Raw genomic sequence first — 23,834 nt, 5'->3', positions numbered from 1 at the left:
GACGATTATGTATCTTTACATTACCTTCTGAAACATATGGCGCACCTTGTCCAGGCGGCTGTTTGGACGGCGGGGCTGGATGACCGGCTGACCGACAGCGGCCTGATATCCTTTCAGCTCTGTAAGGCATACGCTCCGCCCGTTGGTGTAAAAGGCCAGATCAGTACGGTATGCCTGTATACAGCGGGCGGGAATCTCGCCAGTAAAGACAACTTCATCCTTTTTTACCTGGGCCGTTTCGATGGTGGCACAGTATTTCGGTGCATCATGATAAGCCCTGGAAAGGTATTCCTGGGGCGCATAGAGGATGAAGGAGAGATAAGGTTCCAGCAGCTGCGTCCCCGATTCCTTCAATGCCTGTTCCAATACAATCGGGGCCAATGAGCGGAAGTCCGCCGGCGTGCTGACCGGACTGTAATAAAGCCCGTATTCAAAGCAAATCTTACAGTCCGTTACGTTCCAGCCGAACAAGCCCTGCTCCAGCCCGTAACGGATACCATCCCTGACAGCGTTTTGAAAACTCTGGTTCAAGTATCCCAGCGAAACCCGGCTCTCGTATTGTACACCGGAGCCAAGCGAGAGTGGTGTAACAGACAGTCCTATGGATGCCCAAAACGGGTTGGGCGGCACCTCGATATGGATGGTGTGGCTGGCTGCTTTGAGCGGCCGCTCCATATAAATGACGGAGGGTTCCTTTACCACTGTTTCAAGCTTGTATTTTTCCGACAGCAAAGCGGAAACAACCTCCAACTGCACCCGGCCCAAAAAAGAAAGAATGATCTCATGGGTGATGGAATCCACTTCGCAACGCAAAAGCGGGTCAGTATCCGCAAGTTGCGTAAGAGCGTCCAGCAGCCGTTCTCTTTGCGCTGCCGTTTTCGGCGCAATCGTCGTCCGCAGCATGGGGAGGGGGTCCTCGCGCCACCTTTTACGAGGGAGCCGGGTTTGGTCCCCTAATACATCGTTTAACCTCACGCTGTCGCTGGGAAGGATAACAATTTCACCCTGATAAGCGGTGTCTGTCCGAACAATTTCCCCTTTGGATGGAATACGCATCTCTGTGATTTTCAGCTTTTCTCTCCCGGCCAGGGCCACCGTATCCCGCAGGCGCAGCGTTCCGCTGTATAACCGTAGATAGACACGCCGCTGGCCGCAATCGGTGTACTCAACCTTGAAAACGCTGCCGCATAGGGCGGCGCCCCCCTGTTCCCCAATCGGTTGGAACAGCCCTGTCACCGCATCCATCAACGGTTGAATGCCAAGGCCATTTTTGGCGCTGCCATGATAGACTGGGAACAGGGAGGCGTCTTGAACCCGCTGCTGTTCCTCCCGCGCAAGTTTTTCCCGGCTGATTGGTTCTCCTGCGATATACTTTTCCAATAATTCATCGTTATTTTCGATGACCGCATCCCATGCTTCTATGTCGGTATTTTCCTCCAGGACTATTTCCGGGGACAGCGACACCGTCTGCTTGATGATAATATCGGCGGAGAGCTTATCCCGAACAGACTGAACCACGCTCTGCAAATCAACGCCAGCCTGGTCGATCTTGTTGATAAAGATAACGGTGGGAATGTTCATTTTCCGCAGGGCATGGAACAGAATACGGGTCTGGGCCTGCACGCCATCTTTAGCGGAGATCACCAAGATGGCCCCATCTAAAACAGCCAAAGAGCGGTACACCTCCGCCAAAAAATCCATGTGGCCGGGCGTATCCACAATGTTAACTTTACATCTGTGCCACTGGAAGGAAGTGACTGCCGCTTGAATGGTAATTCCGCGCTGCCGTTCCAAAATCATAGTGTCTGTTCTTGTAGTTCCTTTATCCACGTTTCCTTGTTCCGCAATCGCTCCACTGGTGTACAGCAGGCTTTCCGTCAATGTTGTTTTTCCTGCGTCTACATGGGCGAGAATTCCAATATTGATTATTTTCATGTGATTGTCCTCCTTTTACAGCCCCAAAAGGGCATAAAAATCCCCAGCAGTAAAATACTTTTACCACTGGGGATTATAATTTGCGGACATACACATATACAGCATACACCTGTTTGTGATTGCTGTTTTTCGGATATGTCAAAATTGATAAGGCAAAAGTATTCTTAAATTGGGTACAAAAAACCAAGCCCCCACAAAAGGGACTATCATAATCCTTTGTTCCCACTATTTGATTATAGTTTTATTTAAGAATACCTTGCCGCATATTTTTTACTCCTTTTTTGGAATGATGCTATTATATCACATTAGTTTTAGGAAAGCAAGTACCTAAAAGAAATTTTTCTTCCCCTTATATGTAACAATCATACCGACTTTCTGGCGTTCAGAATGGTTTCTGCTGTCTGCTGTGGTGTTTGGTTGGAATTGTCCAGCCAAAAGCCGATCCGTGGTGTTGTCTGCATAAATGTATCGTATAAGGTTTCAACCGTAAAGCCGGAATAGCCTGTTTTCTCCCTGTATCGTTCCCTTCCTTTTATTGTTTCCACATCTGGACAAAGAACGACAACCTCAACAGGGTATTTATGCGGCACAAAAAATATGTACATGTAACTAATTCAACACATTTATAATTTGAATAGGGACATTATAGCATTTACTAAATACAAATTCAATGTATACGGAAATAAAGATATAAGGAGTGGGAAGGATTCCGCCGTAGTCGGCATTGTAGGAAAATCCAAAAGTTTAGATTTTCCCACAATGCTTATCTTTTGGTCTTTGGTTCGGAATAGTGTAGTGCTGGCGGTCTATCTCTTGTTTTCGGTTGCTTGCTTCCTTACCGTACATGAGCATTGGAAGCAGGGTTGTCCTGGCCATAACCTTCCAGAAGGTTGATAACGCCCCAGATACCAAGACCTGCGCCCAGGGCCACTACGAGAGTCTGCAAAACACCAACTGCACTGTTGAAAAATGCCATAAAATAATCCTCCTAAAAAATGTTTTTGATTTGGGTTTAAGTAGTTGCGTCAATCTCGTACACATCGAAGGTATCCGTGGGCTTTACCACGGTACGCTGCTTCTTCATGTACCGTTCCATGTCAAAGATATTTTTAGGGTCGGCGTCGGCCGTGTATCTGTAATTCGGGTGCCGGGTGAGGTCGTACTTGTCCGAAAGGAACGGACGTACGCCTCGCAGCATGAAGATACACTTGCCGCCGTCCATCACTGCCAATTCGTCCTGGGTCATCAACTCCTTTCCTAATTTCTGATAACTGAGGCCATGGGAAACCTGGCTGCCCCGGTTTTCGGACTGGTTATAGAGATCAATCGTCTCTTTCCCCAGCAGTTCCGAAATTTCCTTGAGCGTGGATTTCTCCTTGCCTCCCAAAAACAAGGTGCTGTCACAGTTACCGACAATGGTATCTGCCGCATCCTTGTAGATGGTCTTTAACTGACTCTGCGACTGCAAAATAATAGAAGCCGATATTTCACGGCTTCGGATGGTGGCAATCAGCTTATCGAAGTTCGGTATCTGGCCGATGTTGGCAAACTCGTCCAGGATCAAACGGACATGGACAGGCAGCCGCCCGCCGTAGAAGTCATCCGCCTTGTCGCAGAGCAGATTGAAAAGCTGACTATACATGAGGGCGGCCACGAAATTGAAAGTGCTGTCCGTATCTGACAGGATCACAAACAGCGCCGTCTTTTGGTCGCCCAGGGTATCCAGTTCCAGTTCGTCATATTCCATCAGGTCCCTCAGCTCCTTGATATCGAAGGGAGCAAGCCGGGCGCCACAGGAAATGAGGATGGATTTTAAGGTTTTGCCAGAGACAAATTGTCAAGGACTTTTTCATCAAATTCACAAAAAAACCACAAAAAAGGTGCCAGAAGCACCGTATGGCTCCTGACACCTCGTTTGATAGATTACATTTTTCCGTTCAGCAGGTCTTTGCAGAGATACGCATAGTCTGGCAGCTGGTTGATATATGGCTCCCAGCGCCGCTTGATTTCGGCCAATTCCAGCGGATCGGCTGCTTCCAGTGCATGATCGTTGCCTGTCATATATAAAACATCCGTAGCAACATCATCCAAACACCTGCCGCAGAGATCGGCGGCTGATTCGATTCTGATACCGGTATCCACATAGACTGGATTGACGCCAATCGTCAGCCAGACATAGCCTACCTTGTCCGACCAGAGCAGTTCAAAATCAGGGCTTTGCCGCAGATGTTCCGCAAAGACCTCCTTTACTCGCTCAATTTCATGTTTTTCTTTTTCTGTGTAAAGCATTTTCGTATCCTCCTTGACAAAAATTTTGGTGCGTACCATCATCAGTTTAGCACAAGGCAGCTTCGTTTATCAGTCTGTCACATCTGCTGAATTTCATTTTTGAGCATACGCTTGATTTTATCGCTCATGGTTTCTGTGCTGGTATTGCTGAAATGGACATGAACCTTGTAGGTTGTCTTGCCGATTTTCTTTACCATCGCTGGCGTGTTTTCCGGCGCTCTGGACACAGTAGCGGCGTCTGCCGCCTGCATAGTACGGGGTTCTCTGTTCATGGCGCTCCTTTCTCCGAACGGGTCTGTGCCGCCCGGTAAAAAATCAGTCGTGCTTACTGCTTACAATGTCTTTTGCTGCCTGTCGGGTAGCACCGGCATTTTCTTCCCGGAAATTCTTCCCGTCAAAGAGAATCGGCGCACACCGTTCCAAAATACGGTCATAGATACGGGCGTGGGCCAGATCAGGTGGGTTTTTCAGCTCGGACAGTTTCAAGTTTGTTGTAATAATCATGGGCCTGCGGCTGCGGTAGCGGCTGTCAATGACGAAAAACATCTGCTCCATCGCATACTCGGTACTGCGCTCCACACCCAAATCGTCAATGATGAGCAGGTCGTACTCGTCAAAGCTGGCGATAAAGTCGGCCCTGTCCTCGGAGAACATCCCTGTCAGGCGGTTCAGAATGGTGGGAAAGTTCGTCATCAGCACCGGCACATCCCGGTCAAGCAGGGCGTTGGCAATACAACCGGCGAAAAAAGACTTGCCGGTTCCCACATCCCCGAACAACAGCAGGCCGGTGTTGTTTTTATATGCCTCCTTCCAGTTTTCCACATAGGCGCGGGCCTTGTCCATCAATGGGTTTTGCCCGTTATCATTGGAAAATGTGTAGTCGTACAGATAACGGTCTTGCAGGCCCTGTGCCTTTCGGCGTTTGATACGCTCCATGCGGCGCTGCCGTTCCTCGGCGGCCTTGCGCTGCTCCTCAGCCTCCCGCTGGCACTGGCAGATGCAGCGCGGCATAAAGTAGCCGGGTTTCCCAAAGCATGGCACAACGGTCTGCCTCTGGCCGCCGCACTTCTTGCAGTGAATGAGGCCGTCTGCCGGGTCTATGTACTCGTCCCCGGCCAGCTCCACACCGGCGGCTGCCTTGTCGATCAGCGCCCGGATTTCTGCGGTAATCTCAATCATACGGTTTCATCCTCCTTTACGCTGTAATCCCGGTTGCGAGAGGGCGGGGCTGCTTTCTTCGCGTCCTCACCGGCCCAGCGCCGGATGGTCGCGGCATGGCTCTGATACCGCTTGCCGGTAGAGGCCATGTACTCGGACAGCTTTTCGATGTACTGGCCCCATATGGTGGGAAAGCTGGCCTGCAAGTCTGCCATTTCCTCGTCCGTCAGGAAAACATTCTGGTAACGGCCATAGGCGCGGGCGGAGTGTCCCTTCTCTATCTCTCTCTTTATCTCTATCTCTTTCTCTAACTCTATCTCTATCTCTGGTGGACGAATGTCGGACAAATGTCCGCCACTTGTCCGGAGCGCAGAAAGCGCCTTATTTTGGAGCCTCGCAGCCCGCTTTCGCTCAGCCTCGGTAGAGGACTGGCCGATTAAAAGTTCGATGTTGCTCATGTAGAATGTGCCGCTGTCCAGCACCTCCACAAGACCCAGCTTCAAAAAGATCTGCAAGGCTCTCTCCACAGTGCCGATCTGCTGACGGGTGATGGTGGCGATCATCTGTGCCGTGTAAGGGATGTCCTCGTCAAGCTGGAGCCGCCCGCCATGTTTCAGCGATTTCAGATACAGCTTGAGCAGAATGTTGGAATACAGCACACCATCCTGCATACTTTCCAGCAGCACGATGGAATCATCGTCAAAATAGTTTTCTTTAAGTTTCAGGTAATAATATTTTCGGTTGTCTGACATAGGGTTCCTCCTTGGGGGGGTCTCTTGGGATTCTGTACGCATTTTAAGGCCGTTTTAGGGGGCAGAGGATAAATCTATCAGGCCCCCAGCGACACCCTCGAAAAAAGCCTTGATTTACAAGGGGTTTTCAGCCCCTAAAGCGTGACATTTCGCCCTTTGTTTCCGCTTGCGCTGGGCGGCCTTGATACGCTTCATGCGTCCGGCACATTCCGTGCAGTATTTGGCCCGGTTGGAGCCGGGGGTGAACAGCGCCCCGCAGACGGCGCACCGTTTGGCGTCCAGGCGGTGGAACAGGGCCGTTTCCAGTTCTCTGTCCAGCGGCAGCACCGCCGCCCGGAACCACCGGCACAACAGGGAGTAGGAAATGGACTGGACGCAGACACATTCCTCCCCATCATCCAGCGCGATACAGTGGCCGCCGTCATAGTTGCAGCACTCATGTACCAGCCGCCGCGCTCTGCGGTACTGACGGTAGTCCATGACGGGGACGGGTTCAGGCTTGCTTTTTTTCATGCTGGCACTTCCCACACCCGCCGCAGTTGCCGCAGCCCTGGCAGGCATGGGCCTCCGGCTCCGGGCCGGTGGGCGCGTCTGCCGATTCCGGCTGCAAGAGGGCAAGGGGCAGTCGGATATTCAGGTGGATAGTGACGGGCAAAATAATTTGCTTCATACAGTGACCTCCTTCAATGAATTTACTGTTAAATATTCGTGCAAAGTATTGTTTTCTTCGTGCAAATGGCATATACTAAAAGTACCAGCAGAAAGGGGTTGATCGTATGGCTGGAAATACCACAAACATCAGTATCCGCATGGATGCAGATTTGAAAGCGCAGGCGGACGCACTGTTTACTGAACTTGGCATGAACCTGACTACGGCGTTTAACATCTTTGTGCGCCAGTCGCTTCGTGAAGGCGGCATTCCCTTTGAAGTAAGGCTGGAACAGCCGAACAAAGAAACGGTTGCTGCCATGCTGGAAGCGGAAAGGATTGCAAAAGACCCGTCTGTAAAGGGCTACAATGACCTTGACGAGTTGTTTGCTGACCTGAAAAGATGAAAGAAACCAAATATACCGTCAAGTACACGACCAGTTTCAAAAAAGACTACAAACGAGCCATCAAGCGTGGCTTGAAGATTGAGCTGCTGGAGCAGGTCGTAGCGTTGCTGGCAATGGGCGAACCGCTGCCGGATAAGAACCGCGACCATGACCTGTCCGGCGATTGGGCAGGCCATCGGGAATGTCATATTCTCCCGGACTGGCTGCTTGTCTATCGCATAGAAGATGATGTTCTGGTGCTGACGCTGGCCCGCACCGGCACACACAGCGACTTGTTCGGCAAATAAACAGTCTGCCGCCGTATGGGGAAACCTGTACGGCGGTTTTTCTGTATGCAAAGGTATGTCGTGAAGCGCGACGCACTTGACAGGGGTACGCCAAAACGCGGTATCCTTTACCGATTCGGCTCCCGGTTGTGAGACTTGTCCCTTTCCTGTCGGGACAGCTGCTCGGCGGTTTTGCGGAGCCGTTCCACTGCTTTCAAATCCTCCCGCATGGCTTTCATGGCAAGCGTGTCCGTCTGCTTTCCAGCGGCCAGCTGGTCAATTTCCAGCTGCCATGCCTTTGGGGTGATTGCCTCGCCGCTGTCTTTCAGTTCTTTCAGATACCGGGCCGCTGCGTCATACAGAATCAGTTCCCGGCTGTGGCGCTGTTCAAACTGTTCCCGTTTTTCCGGCTTTACTTTGGCAAGCTGCTTGTGGATGGACTTGTGCTGGTTGTACTGTTCCCACATCTCCCCGCGTTCGGTAATGGTGGCGATCCGGCGCTCGGCCTTGACGATCTTTCCCCGCAGGTCATAGTAACAGCTGTTCATATCAGCGATTTTTTCATGAAGCTGCTGCATAGACTGGATGCCGTTTGCCTGCAAAAAGCTGAATAGTGCAGCGCTTTCCTGCAAAGCCCGGATTTTGCCGGTGCGGGTGTGGGGAGCGTTCAACTGCTGCTGGGCCTCCCACAAGTCAATCATGCTGAGCTGCTGGCCCTCCGGCTTTTTGGCTTCGGCCTTAGACCAGTTGTAAAGGCGGGTAATGCGGGCCTTGATTTCTTTCAGCAGCTTGTTGTCGGCGGCGATCTGCCGGTTTACTTCGCCCTTGTCGGTGCGGATGCCGCGCTTTTCCATTTGGCTGGCGGCTGGCCCCAGATGGACGGAGGGAATCTTATCAATGCCCTGCCGCCTGTAGCTGCGATGGTCAATGCGCTCCGGTCTGCCGGCAGATTCCAGCGTCCGGTTGGTGTAGGCCGCCCACGCTGCCCTCCAAATCTCCACATTTCCTTTATCGTTCCAGTTGGTCGTATCCTCTCGATGATTTTTCCAGCCGCCTTTCCCATCCGGGATACGCTGTCCGTTCTCGTCCAGATCGTATGCCTTGCGGCACTTTGCGCCCCACTGTCCATTTTCTTTCAGAGGCCGGAGCGTCAGCATGATATGGACATGAGGGTTGCCGGTTCCCTTGTCATGGATAGCAAAGTCAGCACACATTCCTCTGTCTACAAAGTTGTCCTTCACATAGGCGCGCACAAGGGCAAGCTGCTGTTCGCCGGACAGTTCACGGGGCAGGGCTGCTTCAATCTCGCGGGCAAGCTGGCTGTCCCTTGCTTTCTCGATTTGCTCCACGCTGTTCCAGAGGATAGATCGGTCTGCAAATTCCGGCGGCGCGTTGGCAGGCAGCATGATCTCCGCATGGACAATGCCGCCTTTCCGGGTGTAGTCGTGGGTCATTCCGTCCCATTCATTTGTCAGCTTGGTTCCGCTGCGGTAAGCAGCTGCGGCAACAGCAGAACGGCCTGCGCTGCGCTTGATGATACTGACGGGGATATGACAGAAATCTATGGGGAACACCTCCTTTCAGTGAGGGGATAACAGGCTCTGTGGAGCCGGGCATACGCAAAGCGGGTGTCTGGCTGCGCGGGGCGCACAAGGGGTTTGGGGAGTGTAGCGCCCCATCGCGCTCGGAGAGCGCAACAGCCCCCGGCAGGGCGCACGACACCGGTAACGGTGTATAAGTGCGCCCTTGTAAACAAGGGACTTATGGCGTGTCCCCGGATTTTGGCAGGTTTGCAATCAATTCCACAGCCCCCGGAAGATGGGACAGGGCAATTAGAAATGCTTTGACCTCTGCGCCGGAAAGGTTGGAAGCCAGCGGGAAAATCCCCTCCAAAACGGCTCCGCGCTCAATCAGGCGGCGGGTGCGAACCCTGCGTTCCTCGTTCCGCTGCTTGTTCTCCAAAATCTTCTTTCGGTTTTCAAGCTGCCGAATCTCCTTCAGGACTTTCTCCCGTTCTTCTTTTTGGGGGTGGGCTGTAATTTTTTCGTTCATGTCAGGCACCTCTTTTCTTTGGAAATACTCATAGATTGACCGTCCATTTCTGTCGAGCAAAGTACCGGCGCAGCCTCCGCAGTGCGGCATGGATGGATTTTCCCGCCTGTGCTGGCGTGATACCCTCCATTGCGGCAATATCTTTCACTTTCATACCCAGCATATAGCGGGCGTGAACACGGCGAGCCTGCATAGGCGGCAGGGAGGAAATGGCTTCATACAATCGCCGTATCAGTTCTTCGTATTCGGCTAATTCTTCTTTTTCTATCAGGTAGTCCTCCGGCGATGGCTGCGCCCAGCCGATGGCGGCATTTTCGATTCCATCGTTACAATCGAGGGAATAAAACGCCTTATACCGGAACATCTTGCGATCTCTGGCGGCCTCGGCTCTCTTGTCCAGAAGAAACGCTTCGACGATCTCATCGGACACCTCCACAAAAATGTCCTCTTTGCAAAATGGATAATATTGTTTGAGATTGATGGTCTGCATAGGCACGCCCTCACTCTGCTTGAAAAAGGTCATCATAGCAGCGGCGCATATTCCGCAGACCTCGACGGATGGCAACGCTGACCTTGCTGCTGTGGATGCCCTCTCTCCGGGCGATTTCCGGCTGCTTGATACCGGCAATGTAGTAGGCGTGAACACGGCGGGCCTGTGTCGGAGTGGCATGAGCCAGAGCCACCGGCAGAGCTGCAATCAGGTGCAGGCGGGTGGTCATTTCTTCTCGTTCCAGCAAAATATCTTCCGGCGATCTGCTGTGTTCCAGTGCGTAATTTTCCAGCCAGCTGTATGCGTCCAGAGAGTAGTAGGCGCGGTGGTAGACTTTCCGACGCTCATAGTTCTCCATCTCCCGCTGGGCCTGATACATCGCTGCCCATACCTCGTCCGTAACATCCACAAACTCGTCATGCCGGTAGTGGGGATACATCCACCGCAGATTGATTGTTTTCATAGGCTTACCTCCTGAAAATCGGAGAGGCGGGCAGCTCGTCCGCTGTCCGCCCCTCGCTGAGATAAGGGAAATGATCCCTTTCACTTGGTAGCCAGAAAACAGGTCATTCGTTAAGCCTGTTCTCAAAGAAATTTATAAATTTTTTTCTGACCGCCTCCACACTTTGATAAACAGCCACTTTGGAGCAGCCGCACAGCACACCGATCTCTGCAAGGCTCAGCCCGTCAAGCGCATAGAGCAGGAACCGGCGGCGCTGGGCCTCGGTACAGGTGTCCAGAACAGCCATCAGCTCATGCAGTGTTTCCATGCGGCAAAGGTATTCCTCCGGCGTTTCGCCGTAGACCCCTACACCCTCGGTGGTAATGATGTACTCGTCAAACTCCCGACCATCCCAATGCCGCCGCTGTTCATGGAACAGGTTCTCCGTTTTATGATCGGCCCGATCAAGAAATTCATAGACTTCCAGCGTAACCTCCACGGCCACAGCTTGTCCGTTATAATTGATGGTAACTTCCATCTGCCTTTCCTCCATTCAGATTTTTTTGGTAAATCTGAATGAGGCGGCGGGGCGCGGCTCCGGGGATAAAGTTCGGGCCATGCTGACCCGATGTTCCGGCTCCATAGGGACAAAAAAGCGCCCGGACAGCATAAAGCCATACGAGCGTAATAGAGTATATTTTGCTGTTTAGTTACATGGTATAGTGCATACTTCTGACCGCATTGCTCCGCTGCTGGGAACAGGCTTTTTTTAGCTGGTGCAGGTCATGGGGACTGTGAAAAAAGGCAAAAATAGACACGGCGGCAATCCTCCTATGTGCCGCCGTGGATTTACACGGTGTTAGGTCGTCGTTGGTTTAGCGTAGACGAAAAGAAACGGCGGCTCTGATTTCTCAAAACCGCCGCCAGAGTATGTAGAGTAAGCGCACAAAATCAACCTGCCCAGCTACGGTTTTTTTCTTTCCCCATTGGGCGGGGCAGGCTCTCATCGTATATTGAAATAAAAAAGAACCGATAATCACAAGTGAATTTACCTTGCGTATTATCGGCTCTGCGTCTGTGCGTCTGGCTCTTTGATAACAGATATATTCAGTTGTCGTGCGGAGATCAATGTTTCATGCTTGCATTTGGGACAGTACAATGGGAAGTTTTCAAGAACTGTATCTTCTCGTATTCGTACCCTTGTTTTAGAGCCGCAGACTGGACACAATATCCATTTCTGTATCATTACTTTGCACCTTTTTGCAATGAATAAATAGCGTTCTATAATTCTTGGTATAAGTGCTGACCTTTTTTGTCCACCCACGCCACCATTGTTAAAAGCAGCAATAGAATAATTGCACAGGCAAGCCAACTCCCCATAAACAAGGCGCTTGGGAAAAATCTCAACAGCAGATATGCCGTTCCACAGGTAACTACAACTCCGATCAAGGCCGTCAAAATTGCTGGTAGACTTTGCTTGATAATATGGGTGACATTCTCCCATTCAAAATTTGGGAAAATGAGATTTAAGATGTAGCCTATCATTCCGATCAGCACCGAACATAGCAAAGGAAAAGCATACCCCAGCATAGCTTTAGGGAAAGACCATTGCAAATACAATGCCATAATGGTATTCAAAACAAAAATGGTCGGTACAGACATTGAGAGATGGTGTAGCAGCTTTACTCGAAAGAGGCACTTTGCCGCAATGGGTAAGGATTTCAGTATTTCAATCTGTTTTCCCTCGATGGAAATGCTGACATAGGTTGTGCAGGATATTGTTGTCAAGATAGAAAAAGCATATATGAACAGCACATCATAATCAGCAAAAGGCACCTGAAAATATTCGGCCAACTGATAAATGTATGGCGTGATCTTATCCGACATTAAAACAACCAGCAGAACAAAGACCGCAGCAAAAAGCAATCCGCAGGCAGTATTGGTTAGATATACTGGAAGCGAAAAATAACGTGTGCGCTCTCTTTCTAAAAGAGCAGATACCGGGCTGTGCTGTTTCGTGGTTTGTTTGTTCCAATCGACGGGCTGACTTTTTGAGCCTTGTATCGCGTCATTGCTATACCAGTTACGAAATATTTTGATTAGACCATAGAGCAGAGTAACGCCTATCAGGAATACCCCACCGAAGTATATGCCTATCAACAGATAGTCCCCGTTAAGCAATCGGTGAATATACTGGCCTGCATAAAGTGTAAAAGTCGAGGTAGAAATAACATCCCCAAAATTTCCGGCAGCTATATCTGGGAATTTGCAGAACATGAAGATCATAAACGCAAACAAAATCAGGATAGCCGCCGCTGCCTTTAGTCGGGCAATACGAGCAGAGGAATTTTTCAAGATGCGGTAAATCTGTGTTCCGAACATTGTTCCCAAAAGGACGGGAATGACAGGAAAGAGAATTGTTATTCCAAGCACAATTAGATAAAACGGAAATCCCATACCTGCGGTTAGGCCAAACAGCACCATCATAGGAAGCAGCAGCGCCACAGTAAGAGCGACTTCTACCATAAACAGGACAGTCAATTTGGAGAGTATCAATGTACGCAGCGGAATTGGAAGTGCAAGCACACTGTCAATATTAGTATCACTAAGGAGCAGACCACTTCCCCAAAAAATACTAATCGCAATATTAAGGATCACGCAGATCAGAACCATAGGAACAACAAGTTCTGTCACTACTTCCTCCAACGACCACGCAATAGAATAAATGATTTTCAAGGAGTAAATCAGGTATGCAAGCAATCCCATTAGGATCATGGCTATAAGCATATACAAAGTGATCGTTTTTGTGCGGTTCTTTGTATCTGCATATCGAAGCTGATTGGCATGAGATAGCTGCAAAAGATTATTCCTTAGTAGGGGTAACAGAAATTTCATCGCCATTCATCTCCATAAATACTTCTTCCAAACCCTTTGTCCCAACGATTTCTGTCGTCCTGCCGGAATACAGTAATTGTCCATGCTTAATAACGGACACTTTATTGCACACCTTTTCTACCACATCAAGAATATGGCTTGAAAACAGAACGGAATTTCCACTTGCACAGAGTTCTTTCATCTGCTCTTTCAGGATCACAAATGCTTCCGGGTCTAATCCAACGAAAGGTTCATCCAATATCAGCAGTTTAGGCGTGTGCGAAAAGGCGGCAATCAGCGCAAGTTTCTGTTTCATGCCGTGGGAGTAAGAGGAAATCAAGTTATTCAAATGCGGCCCCATCTGAAAAGCTGAGGCCAATTTCTCGAAGTTTTGTTTCCGCATCTTGGACGGTACTTCGTAAATATCACAGATAAAGTTGAGATACTGCAATCCAGTCATATACTCGTCAAGCTGGGGATTATCTGGCACATACGCCATCTTCCGCTTACAAGCCATCGGTTCTTTGAGGACAGAAGTTCCATCCAAAAGGATTTCTCCCTCGTCGATGCCGATGATACCTAAACAGGCTTTCAATGTTGTGGTTTTGCCAGCTCCATTCTTTCCGATGAAGCCCATTATGTCGCCATCTTCCACGACAAAACTAAGGTTGCTTATAGCCTTTTTCGCACCGTAGCTTTTGGATAAGTTCTTGATTTGTAACATAGCATTCCTTGCCTTTATTTAGAAAAATTTCAAAATGACATTCAAAAAAATAACCGTTCCGCCACCAAAGTTCTTGTTGGGGCAATTCACTTCATCCCCAAATAGATCATGATGCCCGTTGCTACGAATGCAACAATAGCCATGATATAGTACATATACGGCTTTGCATTCTCTTTCTGGCTGACGGTAAAGCCAGAAATGAGGTTCAGCAGGACACAGGCCACGGGAACGCCGAACACTACAACATTGCGGGGCCAGAAAGAATTTGCTACTCCGGCAGAATCAAAATGGATGGGGATAGACTCCGGCAGGCGATTATAGAAAGCGAGAAAGACTACCAGCGTCAACGCACACAAAACGGTGCTGATAACAATATGCTTCGTTGCAGATTTCATAAGTATTACCTCCTTTAGTTGCTTTGTTTCCTCTTAAAAAAGAGGACAAGTGAATAGACCAACGGGACAACGCCAACCAGAAAAATGATTAGCGGAACGGTTACAAAAATAAGATTGTGCAGCGGATGCAGAATGCTGACAATACCAGCCAGTATCCATGTATAACTGCCCAGCCGATGCGTCTTGTACCAGCCTTCTTCATCATTGAATAGCCACGGAAACTTTAGTCCGACATAGGGATTGATGTGGTTTTTGGGAAAATAATTGCCACTGACAATAAACAAAATACCAATAAAAACATACCAATAAGTATCTTGCATGGTCTTGGCAGGAAACAGTACGGAATATACCTGCGGGATCAAATATACAACTCCCGCAATCGGCATAATCCATTTGCCCAAAGACACTAACGCCTTGGCTCCGTTTGTCGAAGCAATTTTGATATTAAGCGCAAGGTTCAGAACAATATTCAGCAAAACGGCAATCACATAGAGCAGAATAGAGTTTTCGTTACTGGCCCCGCCCATGTGGGACAGAGCGAATGCTACGATGGACAAAATAATGCAAATTGTACTTGTCAGAAACAAGGTTCGTTTATTTTTGGGGTTCATCTTTATCCTCCTGAAATTGCATAAGCCACATAACAACACTTTCAAATACCGATGTATTGATTTCATAATAGATGTATTTCTGATAGCGCGTTTCAAAAATCAAATCAGCCTTTTTTAGAGTAGAAAGGTGGTATGAAATAGTGGCATTAGTCAAGTCAAATTCTGCGGCAATTTCACCGGCTGACATCTTCCGTTTTTGTTTTAGTTTCAGCAATATCTCCCGTCGGACGGGATCGCTTAATGCTTTGAAAATATTAGGTAAACTCACAGTGCTTTCACCTTTGCCTCTGTTATTTTGAAAAATCTCTAAATGATATTTTCATTGTAGCACAATAGGAAAAAAAGTCAACATTCATTTTGAAAATTCTCTAAATGGCTTTTGGGGATCATAGATAGCCCTGTAAGCAAGGATGATGTATTAGGGCTTTTTTAGAATATAGCAGTGCCACAAACGATGTGCTGAATGCGAGAGCTGAAAAGCCTCTTATGTATTGCCATAATCAAATAGATATGAATTATAAAGTTTAATCTAACTGCATATAACAACATTCCACGGGCAGAGTATGAATTATACAATGTAAATGGGTGATGTTATATGGCTAAAGTTGAAGATTGCCCCGGCTTTGAAACCTTCGGCGCAGATGTCAAAGCTGCACGAGAGGCAAAGCGTCTGGCACGAAAAACATTGGCGGAAATGGTTGGGATTGAATGGCGGTATCTTGCCAACATTGAGAATCAAGGTGCAATTCCGAGCCTGCCTGTGATGATCCAATTGATTAAGATCTGCGGACTTCCCGTGGAACGGTATTTTAACCCGGAGATCATGCGGGAAGAAAGCGAACAGCGGCAACGGGTCAGCCACAAGCTGAAACTCTGCCCTGAAGAATACCTGCCGATTATCGAAGGTGCCATAGACGGGGCGCTCAAAATGGAACAGACTGCGAAGCAGAAGGAGGACGCATAATCGCGGCCTCCTTCTGGCATTTCTATATCAAGGTTCCCGGCACTTTTCCAAAAGTTCCCGACACCTCTGCTGGATTTCTCCGGTTTCTGTCACAGTCAGGTCACGGTCATTTCCGGTAATCTTATCTTCCAGAAAGTTGGCGTATGTACCCAACAAAGCGTTCCGTAAATCCTCCGGGGTTTTCTGTATATCAGCGCTGTACCAGTCATTCCGGTGGGGTTCCCATGCCATCAATGTATAACCGTGGCTGGTCTGAACCACCTCATACAGTGGATCATCATCCAGATATACCTGAAACACTTTCAAAATCTTTTCAAAGGTCAGCATTTCCCGCACCTCCCATTCAGCTGCAAATCAGTTCCCTGATTAAAATTTCCTCAATCTGTGCCGTTAATGTGTTCATCAGCCCCACCCAGCGCATAGGGTCACAGGCTTTCAGTTCCTCGGTGACGCCCGCTGCCTCCATCATGTGAGGCAACAAGGTGTCCACACGCTCCTGCGCTGTCCGGTCAATCTCTATCAGGTGCGGATACAGCTTCTCGCTCATCAGTAGTTGGTTGTAGAGAATGGGGCGATGTTCCTTTAGGTAGGATTTTCGCATTCTGCCGTACTTGCCAATAGAAGTTTCCGGCTGTTCAGAAAGTTTTAGGTTGGGTATATCATAATCTCCACAACGAATGTAAGTCAACTTACTCATATTCATTCTCCTTTGCTTCGTGATGATTAGACTGCTGCGCTGGCTGCCATGCTGCCTTTGCGCGGTTCTTCTTTCGGCAGCTGTCCGACAGTAGAAAAAACACCTTTTTTCATATCCTCAGCCCGGATCAGGGCTTTCTTAGCGTCCATTTCCGCTTTTTTCTGCGCCTTGATTTTGTCCTCATACCGTTTCTGTGCGCCGCTGGATTTTCGTTCCAAATAGTTCTGATGGAGCCTGTCCTTGCGTTCTTCTTTTTTTCGCAATTCTTCCTGTTCCTCCGGTGTTAAAGGAACCGGCTGTAAGGATGGTGGGATATAGCGCCCTAAAAAATTGAAGTAGATTTCAATTTCCTGCGTGGTGTCCTGACTACCTTTTCGGGCGCGTTCATGGACAAGGATTTTCTCTACAAACTCGTTGAGCATGGTGTTTGTCATAGTGTCAAAATTCTCGTACTTATCAATCAGGGCTATAAATTTCTCCGCTGATTTCTGGCTTTGCTCGTAGCCGGTAACAGCCTTTTCCAGCTCCGCAATTTCAATCTCAAGTGCGCCCTGCTCTTTGGCATACTGTGCATCAAGCGCCCTATATCGTGCATCCGGCAGCTTGCCGAGAGCATTGTCCTCATAGATTTTGCAAATCAGTTTTTCCAGTTCTCCGGCTCTCTTTTGGGCAGCAGCCAGACGCCTGCGCTTTTTCGATATATCGGCACTCTGTTGAGCAACCTGCGTCTCCTGAACAGTGTGAATAAATTCCGTCCGGTCATTTCTCGAATATTCAGCGATAGCCCGGAGCGTGTCGGAAACCAATGTCAGAACAGCACTCTCATTGATACGGTGTTGTGTAGGGCATAGTGTCCCACACGGAACTTTGGTATAATTGGAACAGGTATATTGAGAAATCCTCTTGCCATTGTTGGTGCGGTGGACATACATCTTGCCGCCGCAATCGGCACAATAGAGCAATCCTGTGAGGGGAGCCGCTTCGCCCCAGCCGTTTGGATAACGCCGTACATTGCTACGGATTTTCTGCACCAGATCAAAGGTCTGCTGGTCGATAATGGCTTCATGGGTATTCTCAAAGATCGTCCATTCGTCCTCAGAAACATAGTGGCTTTTCTTGTCCTTAAAGTGCTTGCGGGTCTTGAAATTGATGGTATGCCCTAAATACTCTCGTTTTTTCAAAATGTTCACGATGGTAGATGATCCCCATCCATAGGGGTCTTTGACCGGCTTTGAACGGTTCACACCCTCGTTGAAGCGGGCAAGGTGTACGACAGGAATTTCAATCCGGTCTGTGGATAATTTGCAGGCGATCTGGTAAGGCCCATATCCCTCCAGCGTGAGGGAGAATATACGGCGTACCACTTCGGCAGCTTCCTCATCTACCAGCCAATGCTCCCGTTTTTCGTCCCATAAGTAGCCGTAAATCACAGTGCCGGTCAGGTGCTTGCCACTCATGCCTTTTGACTTAAACACAGAGCGGATTTTCCGGCTGGTATCACGGGCGTAAAATTCATTCATAATGTTGCGGAACGGGGTAAAATCGTCATCACCTTTCAGACTGTCCACACCGTCGTTGATGGCAATCAGCCGAACTCCGCGCTGCCGCAAAACCTCCATGACCTGACCGACCTTTAGATAGTCGCGCCCCAACCGGCTCATGTCCTTGATGACGATTGCCTCTACACGCCCTGCCTCCACTTCCTCCATCATCGCCAAAAATCCGGGGCGGTCAAAACGAGTGCCTGAGATACCATCATCGGTAAAGTGCGTAGGGTTGGGCAGCCCGTTCCGGAGGGCAAAATCCTCTAACATCTGCTTTTGGTTGGATATGGAATTGCTCTCGCCCTGTAACTCATCGTCCCGGCTCAGGCGCTCGTACAGTGGGGTAATTTTTTCATTTCTCATGGCTGTACCTCCTGAAACAAAAATGCTCTAAGTGATTGTTTCACTAACCATGACAAAATCATGATTAAGAAGTCACTTAGAGCATATATCACCCGCCGCCATCTTGAATTTGCGGTACTGCTTGACGGCGAAGTGGTCCGGCTCCCGTTCCTCCAACTGAGAAAAGAGAAGGTCCACCGGGCTTTGATAGGTCTCGTCGTCCTCTCTGGCTTCACTGGCATTGATAAGGTCCAGAAGCGTGATGAAGTTCTTTTCTTCCTCCGTGGCCTCGTACCAGATGTAGCCGATCAGTGCGGAATAATAGAGGCGTTCCGCTTTGACCCAGAAATCTTCCGAAGATTTTTCGCCTTCGCCCTTCGTGTTCATAATCAGGGCGTTCACCAGCTTTAAGATATCCTTCTCTGACCGAATGTAGGCCAGCGGGTTGTATTTCATGGATTTTCGGAAGTTTATCAGGTTGAGGCACTTAATACGGTATTTCTTCCGTTCCAGGAAAGTGCCGATCTCCGGCAGCAAGGTCCCTTTCGGATCGGTGCAGACATAGGACGAATGAGCTTGCAGCAGCGACGGCTTACAGAAGAACCTCGTCTTGCCGCTGCCGGAACCGCCGATCACCAGAATGTTTTTGTTTCTGGCATACTTCGGCTGCTTTGGGCGGCTCGCCATCGTGATCCGCTCCGTCTGCGTCATGGGGATATTCTGGAAAAAGTCCTTGTCCATGTAGGGAGCGATATCTGCCGCCGTACCCCAGCGAGCAGAACCATACTCGATTCCGTGGCGGTATTTCTTTGCGTTCTTGCCTTTCAGGTAGACCGCCATACGAAGGACAACCGCACCGGCTATGCCGATCAGCAGGTCCGTGGGATGGAAACTGAGCCACGGGTAGGAAAGTGCTGCCGTGAAGCCGTCCCCGATAGAAAGCAGCTTGCCGGAGAGGTCAGCGCCGGGCGCAAGCCGGAAAGCCTGTGCCAGCTTATCGAAGGGATACACAAACAGAAGATACGGAAGGTTCAGCAAAAACATTTTTTTCATATTCATCTCTGCACGCTCCGATCTTTGACCTTTACTTTCTCCCGGTCAATGGTGCGGTGTTCCGCTTTCTCTGCCGCCTGTTCCTTCGCCTGGGTCAGCCGCTCCCGGATGGAGGGCTTTTCCTCACGGCTCATTTTCCGGCTGGCAAACTCCTGAAATGCCGCTGTGATGGCATCCGCGTCCCGGCTTTTGAAAAAGACCAGGTAACGGGGCTGCTCTGCAACGGTGTCCTTCTTCAAGGCAAAATCCACATGGTATTTCTTCGCCACACGGGAGAAAGCCTTGATATTCTTGTCACTGATCTCGATATTGGCAAGACCGGCGTTCTGGCTGGCAAGCTGTTTAAGGCTCTGCCTGCCGCGGTAGATTTTGGGCTTCTGGCTTTTCTGGATTTCCTCCAGGAACTTTTTGACGGCCTTTTCAAAGACCTGCTCACTTAGCTTGGCTCCGTCAACAATGAGCGTTACGGCGCCCCGCGTTACTTCCTCCTGCATTTAGCCTCGCCCCCTTTGCCCGTCCCCGTACATATCGTGCTGCACCAGGGAAGAATAATAGCTGTTGATGGTGGTCGGGGCGTTATACAGCGCCGCCAGAAGATATTTCTTGATATTGCGGACATAGGTGGTGTTGTCCTTCATGCAGTCCATGACATACTGAACATGAGAACTGTCCAGCTTCATAAACCGGGACTTTACCACCTCCGCCGGATAATCATCTCCGGCAATGCGGATCACTTTGCGGGCAGAACATACGGTATCCACGATCAGGTCAACGATCTCGTCAAGCTGCTCACGGTCGATATGGCTGTCCTGCACCAGATAGCTGTACTCGATGTTGTCCAAAATCACTTCACGATAACATTCTCTGGCTCCCATCCGATCCATTCCCATCCTTGCCCCTGCGGGGGTAGGGGGATTTGATTGGATAGGATTTGATATCTCCGTACTTGATAAATCAGTCTTTGTTTGATTAGTATTTAATTGTGCGTGGTTTTCCGTACACGGTTCCGCCGTATCCGGGATACCCATATCCGGGTTTTCCGTATATGGCTTTGCCGTACCCGGTAAAGGCGTACCTGGGCTTGACGGCGGCTCGCACTGAGGCATTTCGTAAATGACATACTCAGTATCCGTGATCTTGCCTTTTTCGTCCCGAAGCTGGGTGCGCCGGATATACCCGTGGTTTTCCAGCTCCTTCAATGCCGCACCAATGCTGTCCACACCTTCCCGGCAGATCGCCGCAAGACCTCTGGTGGTGTAATTCCACTCGTCAGGGAGCGACAACATCATGGACAGCAGCCCTTTGGATTTCAGGGTCAGCGTTCGATCTTTCAAGTGATGGTTCGACATGACCGTATAATCACGGGTCTTTTCAATACGAAAAACAGCCATCTTCGCACCTCCTTCCTGTGAAAATAAAAAGTGTTGATTTTGAGCGGTTTACCCGTCTGTATGCCTCCGTTACCTTCCGCATGGGAAAACATCCACGCCCTGTTCAGAACGCAAGCCACAGAGGAAGAAACAGAAGATATCCCACTGATTTTGATACATTTTGGGGGTGGCTACCTCTCACGGTCTTTATGGTCATAGTGGAGTTCGCCGGAAAGCACCTTCGCATGGTTACGGATTTTGATGTGCCCCTTTTCCTGATTTTCCAAAGCCTTGTTGTATCCGGCATCCGTCAGGAACAGGCGCATTTTCTCACCCTTCCAGCCAACAGGCGAGTCATGGGTAAGAACATCAAAGACGATCATGTGTCTGGTCGCCGGGTCGAAACGCTCCAAAGCCATAATGTCATGGCCGGATAACTTCTGCGCCCCGGATCGCTGCCTGGCCTCTGCCAGCATCTCCCCGATGGTGCGGGCTTTCTCCGGCAGACGGTATTCGGCCTGCACCTTGCGGATCAAATCCATGCACTCCTGATCCGACAGTGGGCGGAGCTTGTCCAGAAGGCTTTCCGCCGTTTCTTTTACTGCCTGGTTCGGCGCATAGCGCCATGTCATGTAAATCTCATTCAGAGCAGCGTTCTGATTGGTACTTTCAATCTGAAACACCATCCTCATTTCTGCTTCTGTCAGTTTCATTGCCAGCCTCCTTCAAAATGGGTATAAAAAAACGCCATAGGTTTTTTGAGCCTACGGCGTTTCTTGCGATATTCACAGTTCTAAACTTTCCAGCCACTCGTCAAAAGATTTCTTGGAAACGCGGATCGCATTGCCTATGCGGACGATCCTGAACTCCTCCTGCTTGACGAGCTGATATGCGGTTGTGCGGCCAATGTTGAGCATGGCCGCAATCTGTTCCACGGTATATGTGCGCGGTTCCGGCAGTGACTTTTTCTCTTTCTTGTCCATAGTAACCTCCATGTATTTGCCTTGTCATTTTGACTAAGGGAGTGAAGAATGGCAGTAGCAATCAGCTTTGGCGGGATATCCTCTTGCTAAGAATTTGCTAATAGGACCACCCAACGGACACATAAAACTGCGTCAGAATAGGTGTTTTGCACCATAAAGTTCGTTTACTACAAGTCATTCTGCGTAAGGGATGATATTGGAAGTTACATCCGAACCGTGTATCACATGGTAAGCCATACTCCTAAGGGTTAGTTGTGAGTTCGATTCTCGCAGGGGGTGCCAAAAGCACAGCCGAAAAGCCTAGTAAAATCGGGCTTTTCGGCTTTTTTTTATTTTAGTTCAAAGACAATGAAACTGAAAAATGCAGAAAACCTCATTAGCAAATTCTCCGTCAGCTAATGGAAATTAGGACTAATGTCGTCCGCCTTTCAGGTGGACTGCTTGCTAATAAAAATCAGCAGGGTTTTCGCAATTTTGCTAATGAAAATACCCTCTCTGCTCCGATGAAGAATACAGGAGAGTGTTGCAATCACTTATCCGTTTGAAGAACGGTCTGACAGCACAAGGCAGACACACCGATGGGGTTGATGATGTTCTCTGCAAGGTGATTTCAGCCAAGAAAAGAAAGCTCAAAATCAAATATATCTAAACACGAAAAAAGACCGCCTATCGATGTAAGCGGCCTTTGATTGTTTAGATGTATTCGACAAACGGTGAATTATCCGTCATTTATTCGTAGTCAATTCTCTCGATTTTGAAAATCACAGGTCTTGTACCGTCCGAACAGCAGGTAATCATTTCATTTTCGTTTTTCATCCAGCCCTTCATAATAGAACCACCCTGTAAACCGGTATATATGTATCGAGAAACGGCATCCCACGCTTCGGAACAAAACGGCATTTTCGGTCCTCCGGCTACAGCATCTGCATCTCCATCTGTTTTTGTCAGAGTATTCAGTCCCATATGCCAGAAGTCATCACGCTCATCATCACGATAGAAAATGAACTCATCGCCAACATTGTAGCAAGGACAGGCACCTGAATCCGGAGCGGCACAATATTTCTGCTGTAATTCCGGATACAACTTCTTGTCCAAAACAGTCACTTTTACTTTATGTTTCATTTTATATACCCCCAAAAAATCTTTTTTATATTATACACCCAAAATATGAATAATTCTACCGCCGTCTGTTGACCTCAAGATGAGGAAAATAGGCGGTATTTTCTATTTCTAAAAACACCCCCAAAAACGCCCTCCCGGTTCAAACAAGTGAAGGGGTTAATTCCGAACCACGAAAATGGAAGCCTTTCATTTGTATTTTGTGTATTTTGAAAACTGAATACAGATATCTCTATTGCTTATTTAAGTTAAATTTTATTTATACTAATATAAAAAGAACAAAAAATTCAACTGTGAATTAGCACTCGTAACGAGTATCCTATTAACTTAATGATGTTCCCAAAAAATCTTTGCGTTTGCTAATACCTTGCTAAAACGAATGGAAAAACGGCATAATATTAGCAGATTTCAAAAAAGAAATGATTAACACTATAATTTCGGAAAAGCCTAGTAAAATCAGGTTTTTCGGCTTTTTTCATTTCCTGCTGTGTTTGGCTGCTTGCTAATTGCTAATCACAGGTTTGGCATTTTGTGTTCAAGACCAATCACTTTTTCTGTATTTTCACAGTTAGCACTTTGCTAATACGCACTGCATTATCGACGTATTTTCATTCGGTTTTCAGTCCGTTTGCTAATTTGCGCTTCACTAATAAAATCAGGTGTTATTGCAAGCAGGACAGACTCCAAAGCTTTTTCGAGCAATACGGGATTGCTGGCAA

Annotated in this window: 29 protein-coding genes and 4 pseudogenes; 3 read left to right on the top strand and 30 right to left on the bottom strand. The window is 48.7% G+C overall.

The annotated features are described in order from the left end of the window. Positions 1 to 15: 15 nt before the first annotated feature. From tet(W) to R2K26_RS09095, 10 genes and pseudogenes are all read right to left on the bottom strand, one after another. Positions 16 to 1,935 (bottom strand): tetracycline resistance ribosomal protection protein Tet(W), encoded by a 1,920-nt coding sequence (gene tet(W) / locus R2K26_RS09140; RefSeq protein ID WP_316519831.1) that lies wholly within the window; start codon positions 1,933 to 1,935, stop codon positions 16 to 18. A gap of 362 nt (positions 1,936 to 2,297) precedes the next feature. Further along, a pseudogene (locus R2K26_RS09135) lies at positions 2,298 to 2,519 on the bottom strand (phosphotransferase); the annotation flags it as partial. A 263-nt stretch (positions 2,520 to 2,782) separates the two neighbouring features. After that, positions 2,783 to 2,911: pseudogene (locus R2K26_RS09130) on the bottom strand (Maff2 family mobile element protein); the annotation flags it as partial. 36 nt (positions 2,912 to 2,947) lie between these two features. Further along, a pseudogene (locus tag R2K26_RS09125) lies at positions 2,948 to 3,772 on the bottom strand (VirD4-like conjugal transfer protein, CD1115 family); the annotation flags it as partial. Positions 3,773 to 3,858: 86 nt separating this feature from the next. After that, positions 3,859 to 4,224, bottom strand: a complete 366-nt coding sequence (locus tag R2K26_RS09120; RefSeq protein WP_118280944.1) for a hypothetical protein — start codon at positions 4,222 to 4,224, stop codon at positions 3,859 to 3,861. Between the two features lie 77 nt (positions 4,225 to 4,301). After that, on the bottom strand, positions 4,302 to 4,496 hold the full coding sequence (locus tag R2K26_RS09115) for a transposon-encoded TnpW family protein (protein ID WP_044987216.1): 195 nt from the start codon (positions 4,494 to 4,496) through the stop codon (positions 4,302 to 4,304). A gap of 43 nt (positions 4,497 to 4,539) precedes the next feature. Continuing rightward, positions 4,540 to 5,403, bottom strand: coding sequence for an ATP-binding protein (locus tag R2K26_RS09110; protein WP_316519826.1), 864 nt, complete (start codon positions 5,401 to 5,403; stop codon positions 4,540 to 4,542). Then, a complete protein-coding gene (locus R2K26_RS09105; RefSeq protein WP_316519824.1) occupies positions 5,400 to 6,134 on the bottom strand; it encodes a phage replisome organizer N-terminal domain-containing protein in 735 nt (244 codons plus the stop codon). Before R2K26_RS09105 ends, R2K26_RS09110 begins: the two co-directional genes overlap by 4 nt. 114 nt (positions 6,135 to 6,248) lie before the next feature. Next, a complete protein-coding gene (locus R2K26_RS09100) occupies positions 6,249 to 6,647 on the bottom strand; it encodes a cysteine-rich VLP domain-containing protein (protein WP_110102433.1) in 399 nt (132 codons plus the stop codon). Beyond that, on the bottom strand, positions 6,628 to 6,804 hold the full coding sequence (locus R2K26_RS09095) for a hypothetical protein (protein ID WP_009296691.1): 177 nt from the start codon (positions 6,802 to 6,804) through the stop codon (positions 6,628 to 6,630). Before R2K26_RS09095 ends, R2K26_RS09100 begins: the two co-directional genes overlap by 20 nt. A gap of 106 nt (positions 6,805 to 6,910) precedes the next feature. Here R2K26_RS09095 and R2K26_RS09090 point away from each other — a divergent pair, with 106 nt between their 5' ends. Further along, positions 6,911 to 7,189 carry a type II toxin-antitoxin system RelB/DinJ family antitoxin gene (locus R2K26_RS09090; RefSeq protein WP_005924829.1) on the top strand — a complete coding sequence of 93 codons (279 nt, stop codon included), beginning with the start codon at positions 6,911 to 6,913 and terminating at the stop codon, positions 7,187 to 7,189. Then, positions 7,186 to 7,476 carry a type II toxin-antitoxin system YafQ family toxin gene (locus R2K26_RS09085; RefSeq protein ID WP_002596328.1) on the top strand — a complete coding sequence of 97 codons (291 nt, stop codon included), beginning with the start codon at positions 7,186 to 7,188 and terminating at the stop codon, positions 7,474 to 7,476. Before R2K26_RS09090 ends, R2K26_RS09085 begins: the two co-directional genes overlap by 4 nt. 107 nt (positions 7,477 to 7,583) lie before the next feature. Here R2K26_RS09085 and mobQ read toward each other — a convergent pair whose 3' ends face one another. The 11 genes from mobQ to R2K26_RS09030 all read right to left on the bottom strand — a co-directional run bounded on the left by mobQ (position 7,584) and on the right by R2K26_RS09030 (position 15,311). Next, complete coding sequence (mobQ, locus tag R2K26_RS09080) at positions 7,584 to 9,029, bottom strand: MobQ family relaxase (RefSeq protein WP_316519784.1); 1,446 nt, start codon at positions 9,027 to 9,029, stop codon at positions 7,584 to 7,586. A 187-nt stretch (positions 9,030 to 9,216) separates the two neighbouring features. Continuing rightward, positions 9,217 to 9,507: a DUF3847 domain-containing protein gene (locus tag R2K26_RS09075; RefSeq protein WP_316519782.1), complete on the bottom strand. Its 291-nt coding sequence runs from the start codon at positions 9,505 to 9,507 to the stop codon at positions 9,217 to 9,219. Between the two features lie 28 nt (positions 9,508 to 9,535). Further along, the gene (locus R2K26_RS09070; RefSeq protein ID WP_007860238.1) at positions 9,536 to 9,997 is read right to left on the bottom strand and encodes an RNA polymerase sigma factor; all 462 of its coding nucleotides are present in this window, start codon (positions 9,995 to 9,997) and stop codon (positions 9,536 to 9,538) included. 10 nt (positions 9,998 to 10,007) lie between these two features. Next, complete coding sequence (locus tag R2K26_RS09065; RefSeq protein ID WP_316519780.1) at positions 10,008 to 10,460, bottom strand: RNA polymerase subunit sigma-24; 453 nt, start codon at positions 10,458 to 10,460, stop codon at positions 10,008 to 10,010. 103 nt (positions 10,461 to 10,563) lie between these two features. After that, complete coding sequence (locus tag R2K26_RS09060; protein ID WP_007860240.1) at positions 10,564 to 10,977, bottom strand: RNA polymerase sigma factor; 414 nt, start codon at positions 10,975 to 10,977, stop codon at positions 10,564 to 10,566. A gap of 522 nt (positions 10,978 to 11,499) precedes the next feature. Next, entirely contained in the window at positions 11,500 to 11,685 is a 186-nt protein-coding gene (locus tag R2K26_RS09055; protein ID WP_117539823.1) for a cysteine-rich KTR domain-containing protein, read from the bottom strand. Positions 11,686 to 11,720: 35 nt separating this feature from the next. Then, positions 11,721 to 13,340: a hypothetical protein gene (locus R2K26_RS09050; protein ID WP_316519762.1), complete on the bottom strand. Its 1,620-nt coding sequence runs from the start codon at positions 13,338 to 13,340 to the stop codon at positions 11,721 to 11,723. Further along, positions 13,303 to 14,037, bottom strand: coding sequence for an ABC transporter ATP-binding protein (locus R2K26_RS09045; RefSeq protein ID WP_297879031.1), 735 nt, complete (start codon positions 14,035 to 14,037; stop codon positions 13,303 to 13,305). The genes R2K26_RS09050 and R2K26_RS09045 overlap by 38 nt, the downstream gene beginning before the upstream one ends. 86 nt (positions 14,038 to 14,123) lie before the next feature. Beyond that, a complete protein-coding gene (locus R2K26_RS09040) occupies positions 14,124 to 14,432 on the bottom strand; it encodes a DUF1648 domain-containing protein (protein ID WP_297879030.1) in 309 nt (102 codons plus the stop codon). 14 nt (positions 14,433 to 14,446) lie between these two features. Continuing rightward, a complete protein-coding gene (locus R2K26_RS09035) occupies positions 14,447 to 15,043 on the bottom strand; it encodes an SdpI family protein (RefSeq protein WP_316519759.1) in 597 nt (198 codons plus the stop codon). Then, positions 15,027 to 15,311, bottom strand: a complete 285-nt coding sequence (locus tag R2K26_RS09030; protein WP_040342330.1) for an autorepressor SdpR family transcription factor — start codon at positions 15,309 to 15,311, stop codon at positions 15,027 to 15,029. Before R2K26_RS09030 ends, R2K26_RS09035 begins: the two co-directional genes overlap by 17 nt. Positions 15,312 to 15,638: 327 nt before the next feature. On the opposite strand from R2K26_RS09030, the gene R2K26_RS09025 reads away from it, so the two are divergent. Next, a complete protein-coding gene (locus R2K26_RS09025; RefSeq protein WP_002596316.1) occupies positions 15,639 to 16,007 on the top strand; it encodes a helix-turn-helix transcriptional regulator in 369 nt (122 codons plus the stop codon). Positions 16,008 to 16,034: 27 nt separating this feature from the next. Here the strand turns inward: R2K26_RS09025 and R2K26_RS09020 are convergent, their stop codons facing one another. The 9 genes and pseudogenes from R2K26_RS09020 to R2K26_RS08980 form a co-directional block, all read right to left on the bottom strand. Beyond that, positions 16,035 to 16,334: a hypothetical protein gene (locus R2K26_RS09020; RefSeq protein ID WP_316519749.1), complete on the bottom strand. Its 300-nt coding sequence runs from the start codon at positions 16,332 to 16,334 to the stop codon at positions 16,035 to 16,037. A 16-nt stretch (positions 16,335 to 16,350) separates the two neighbouring features. Further along, positions 16,351 to 16,704 (bottom strand): TnpV protein, encoded by a 354-nt coding sequence (locus R2K26_RS09015; RefSeq protein ID WP_316519747.1) that lies wholly within the window; start codon positions 16,702 to 16,704, stop codon positions 16,351 to 16,353. A 26-nt stretch (positions 16,705 to 16,730) separates the two neighbouring features. Continuing rightward, positions 16,731 to 18,611 carry a recombinase family protein gene (locus R2K26_RS09010; RefSeq protein ID WP_316519745.1) on the bottom strand — a complete coding sequence of 627 codons (1,881 nt, stop codon included), beginning with the start codon at positions 18,609 to 18,611 and terminating at the stop codon, positions 16,731 to 16,733. Positions 18,612 to 18,701: 90 nt separating this feature from the next. Then, positions 18,702 to 19,649 (bottom strand): annotated as a pseudogene (locus R2K26_RS09005) (type IV secretory system conjugative DNA transfer family protein); the annotation flags it as partial. Next, positions 19,646 to 20,137 (bottom strand): PcfB family protein, encoded by a 492-nt coding sequence (locus tag R2K26_RS09000; protein ID WP_316519740.1) that lies wholly within the window; start codon positions 20,135 to 20,137, stop codon positions 19,646 to 19,648. The gene R2K26_RS09000 and the pseudogene R2K26_RS09005, both read right to left, overlap by 4 nt. Beyond that, complete coding sequence (locus tag R2K26_RS08995) at positions 20,138 to 21,034, bottom strand: DUF6017 domain-containing protein (RefSeq protein ID WP_316519738.1); 897 nt, start codon at positions 21,032 to 21,034, stop codon at positions 20,138 to 20,140. Positions 21,035 to 21,204: 170 nt separating this feature from the next. After that, a complete protein-coding gene (locus R2K26_RS08990; protein ID WP_316519736.1) occupies positions 21,205 to 21,726 on the bottom strand; it encodes a DUF5720 family protein in 522 nt (173 codons plus the stop codon). Between the two features lie 72 nt (positions 21,727 to 21,798). Further along, a complete protein-coding gene (locus tag R2K26_RS08985) occupies positions 21,799 to 21,996 on the bottom strand; it encodes a helix-turn-helix domain-containing protein (RefSeq protein ID WP_114000934.1) in 198 nt (65 codons plus the stop codon). Positions 21,997 to 22,725: 729 nt separating this feature from the next. Beyond that, the gene (locus R2K26_RS08980) at positions 22,726 to 23,118 is read right to left on the bottom strand and encodes a TIGR04076 family protein (protein ID WP_316519725.1); all 393 of its coding nucleotides are present in this window, start codon (positions 23,116 to 23,118) and stop codon (positions 22,726 to 22,728) included. Between the last annotated feature and the right edge of the window lie 716 nt (positions 23,119 to 23,834).

The organism is Neglectibacter sp. CSJ-5 (assembly GCF_032490475.1).
GTDB classification, from domain to species: domain Bacteria; phylum Bacillota; class Clostridia; order Oscillospirales; family Acutalibacteraceae; genus Hominenteromicrobium; species Hominenteromicrobium mulieris.
This window is presented reverse-complemented; position numbering and strand designations above follow the sequence as displayed.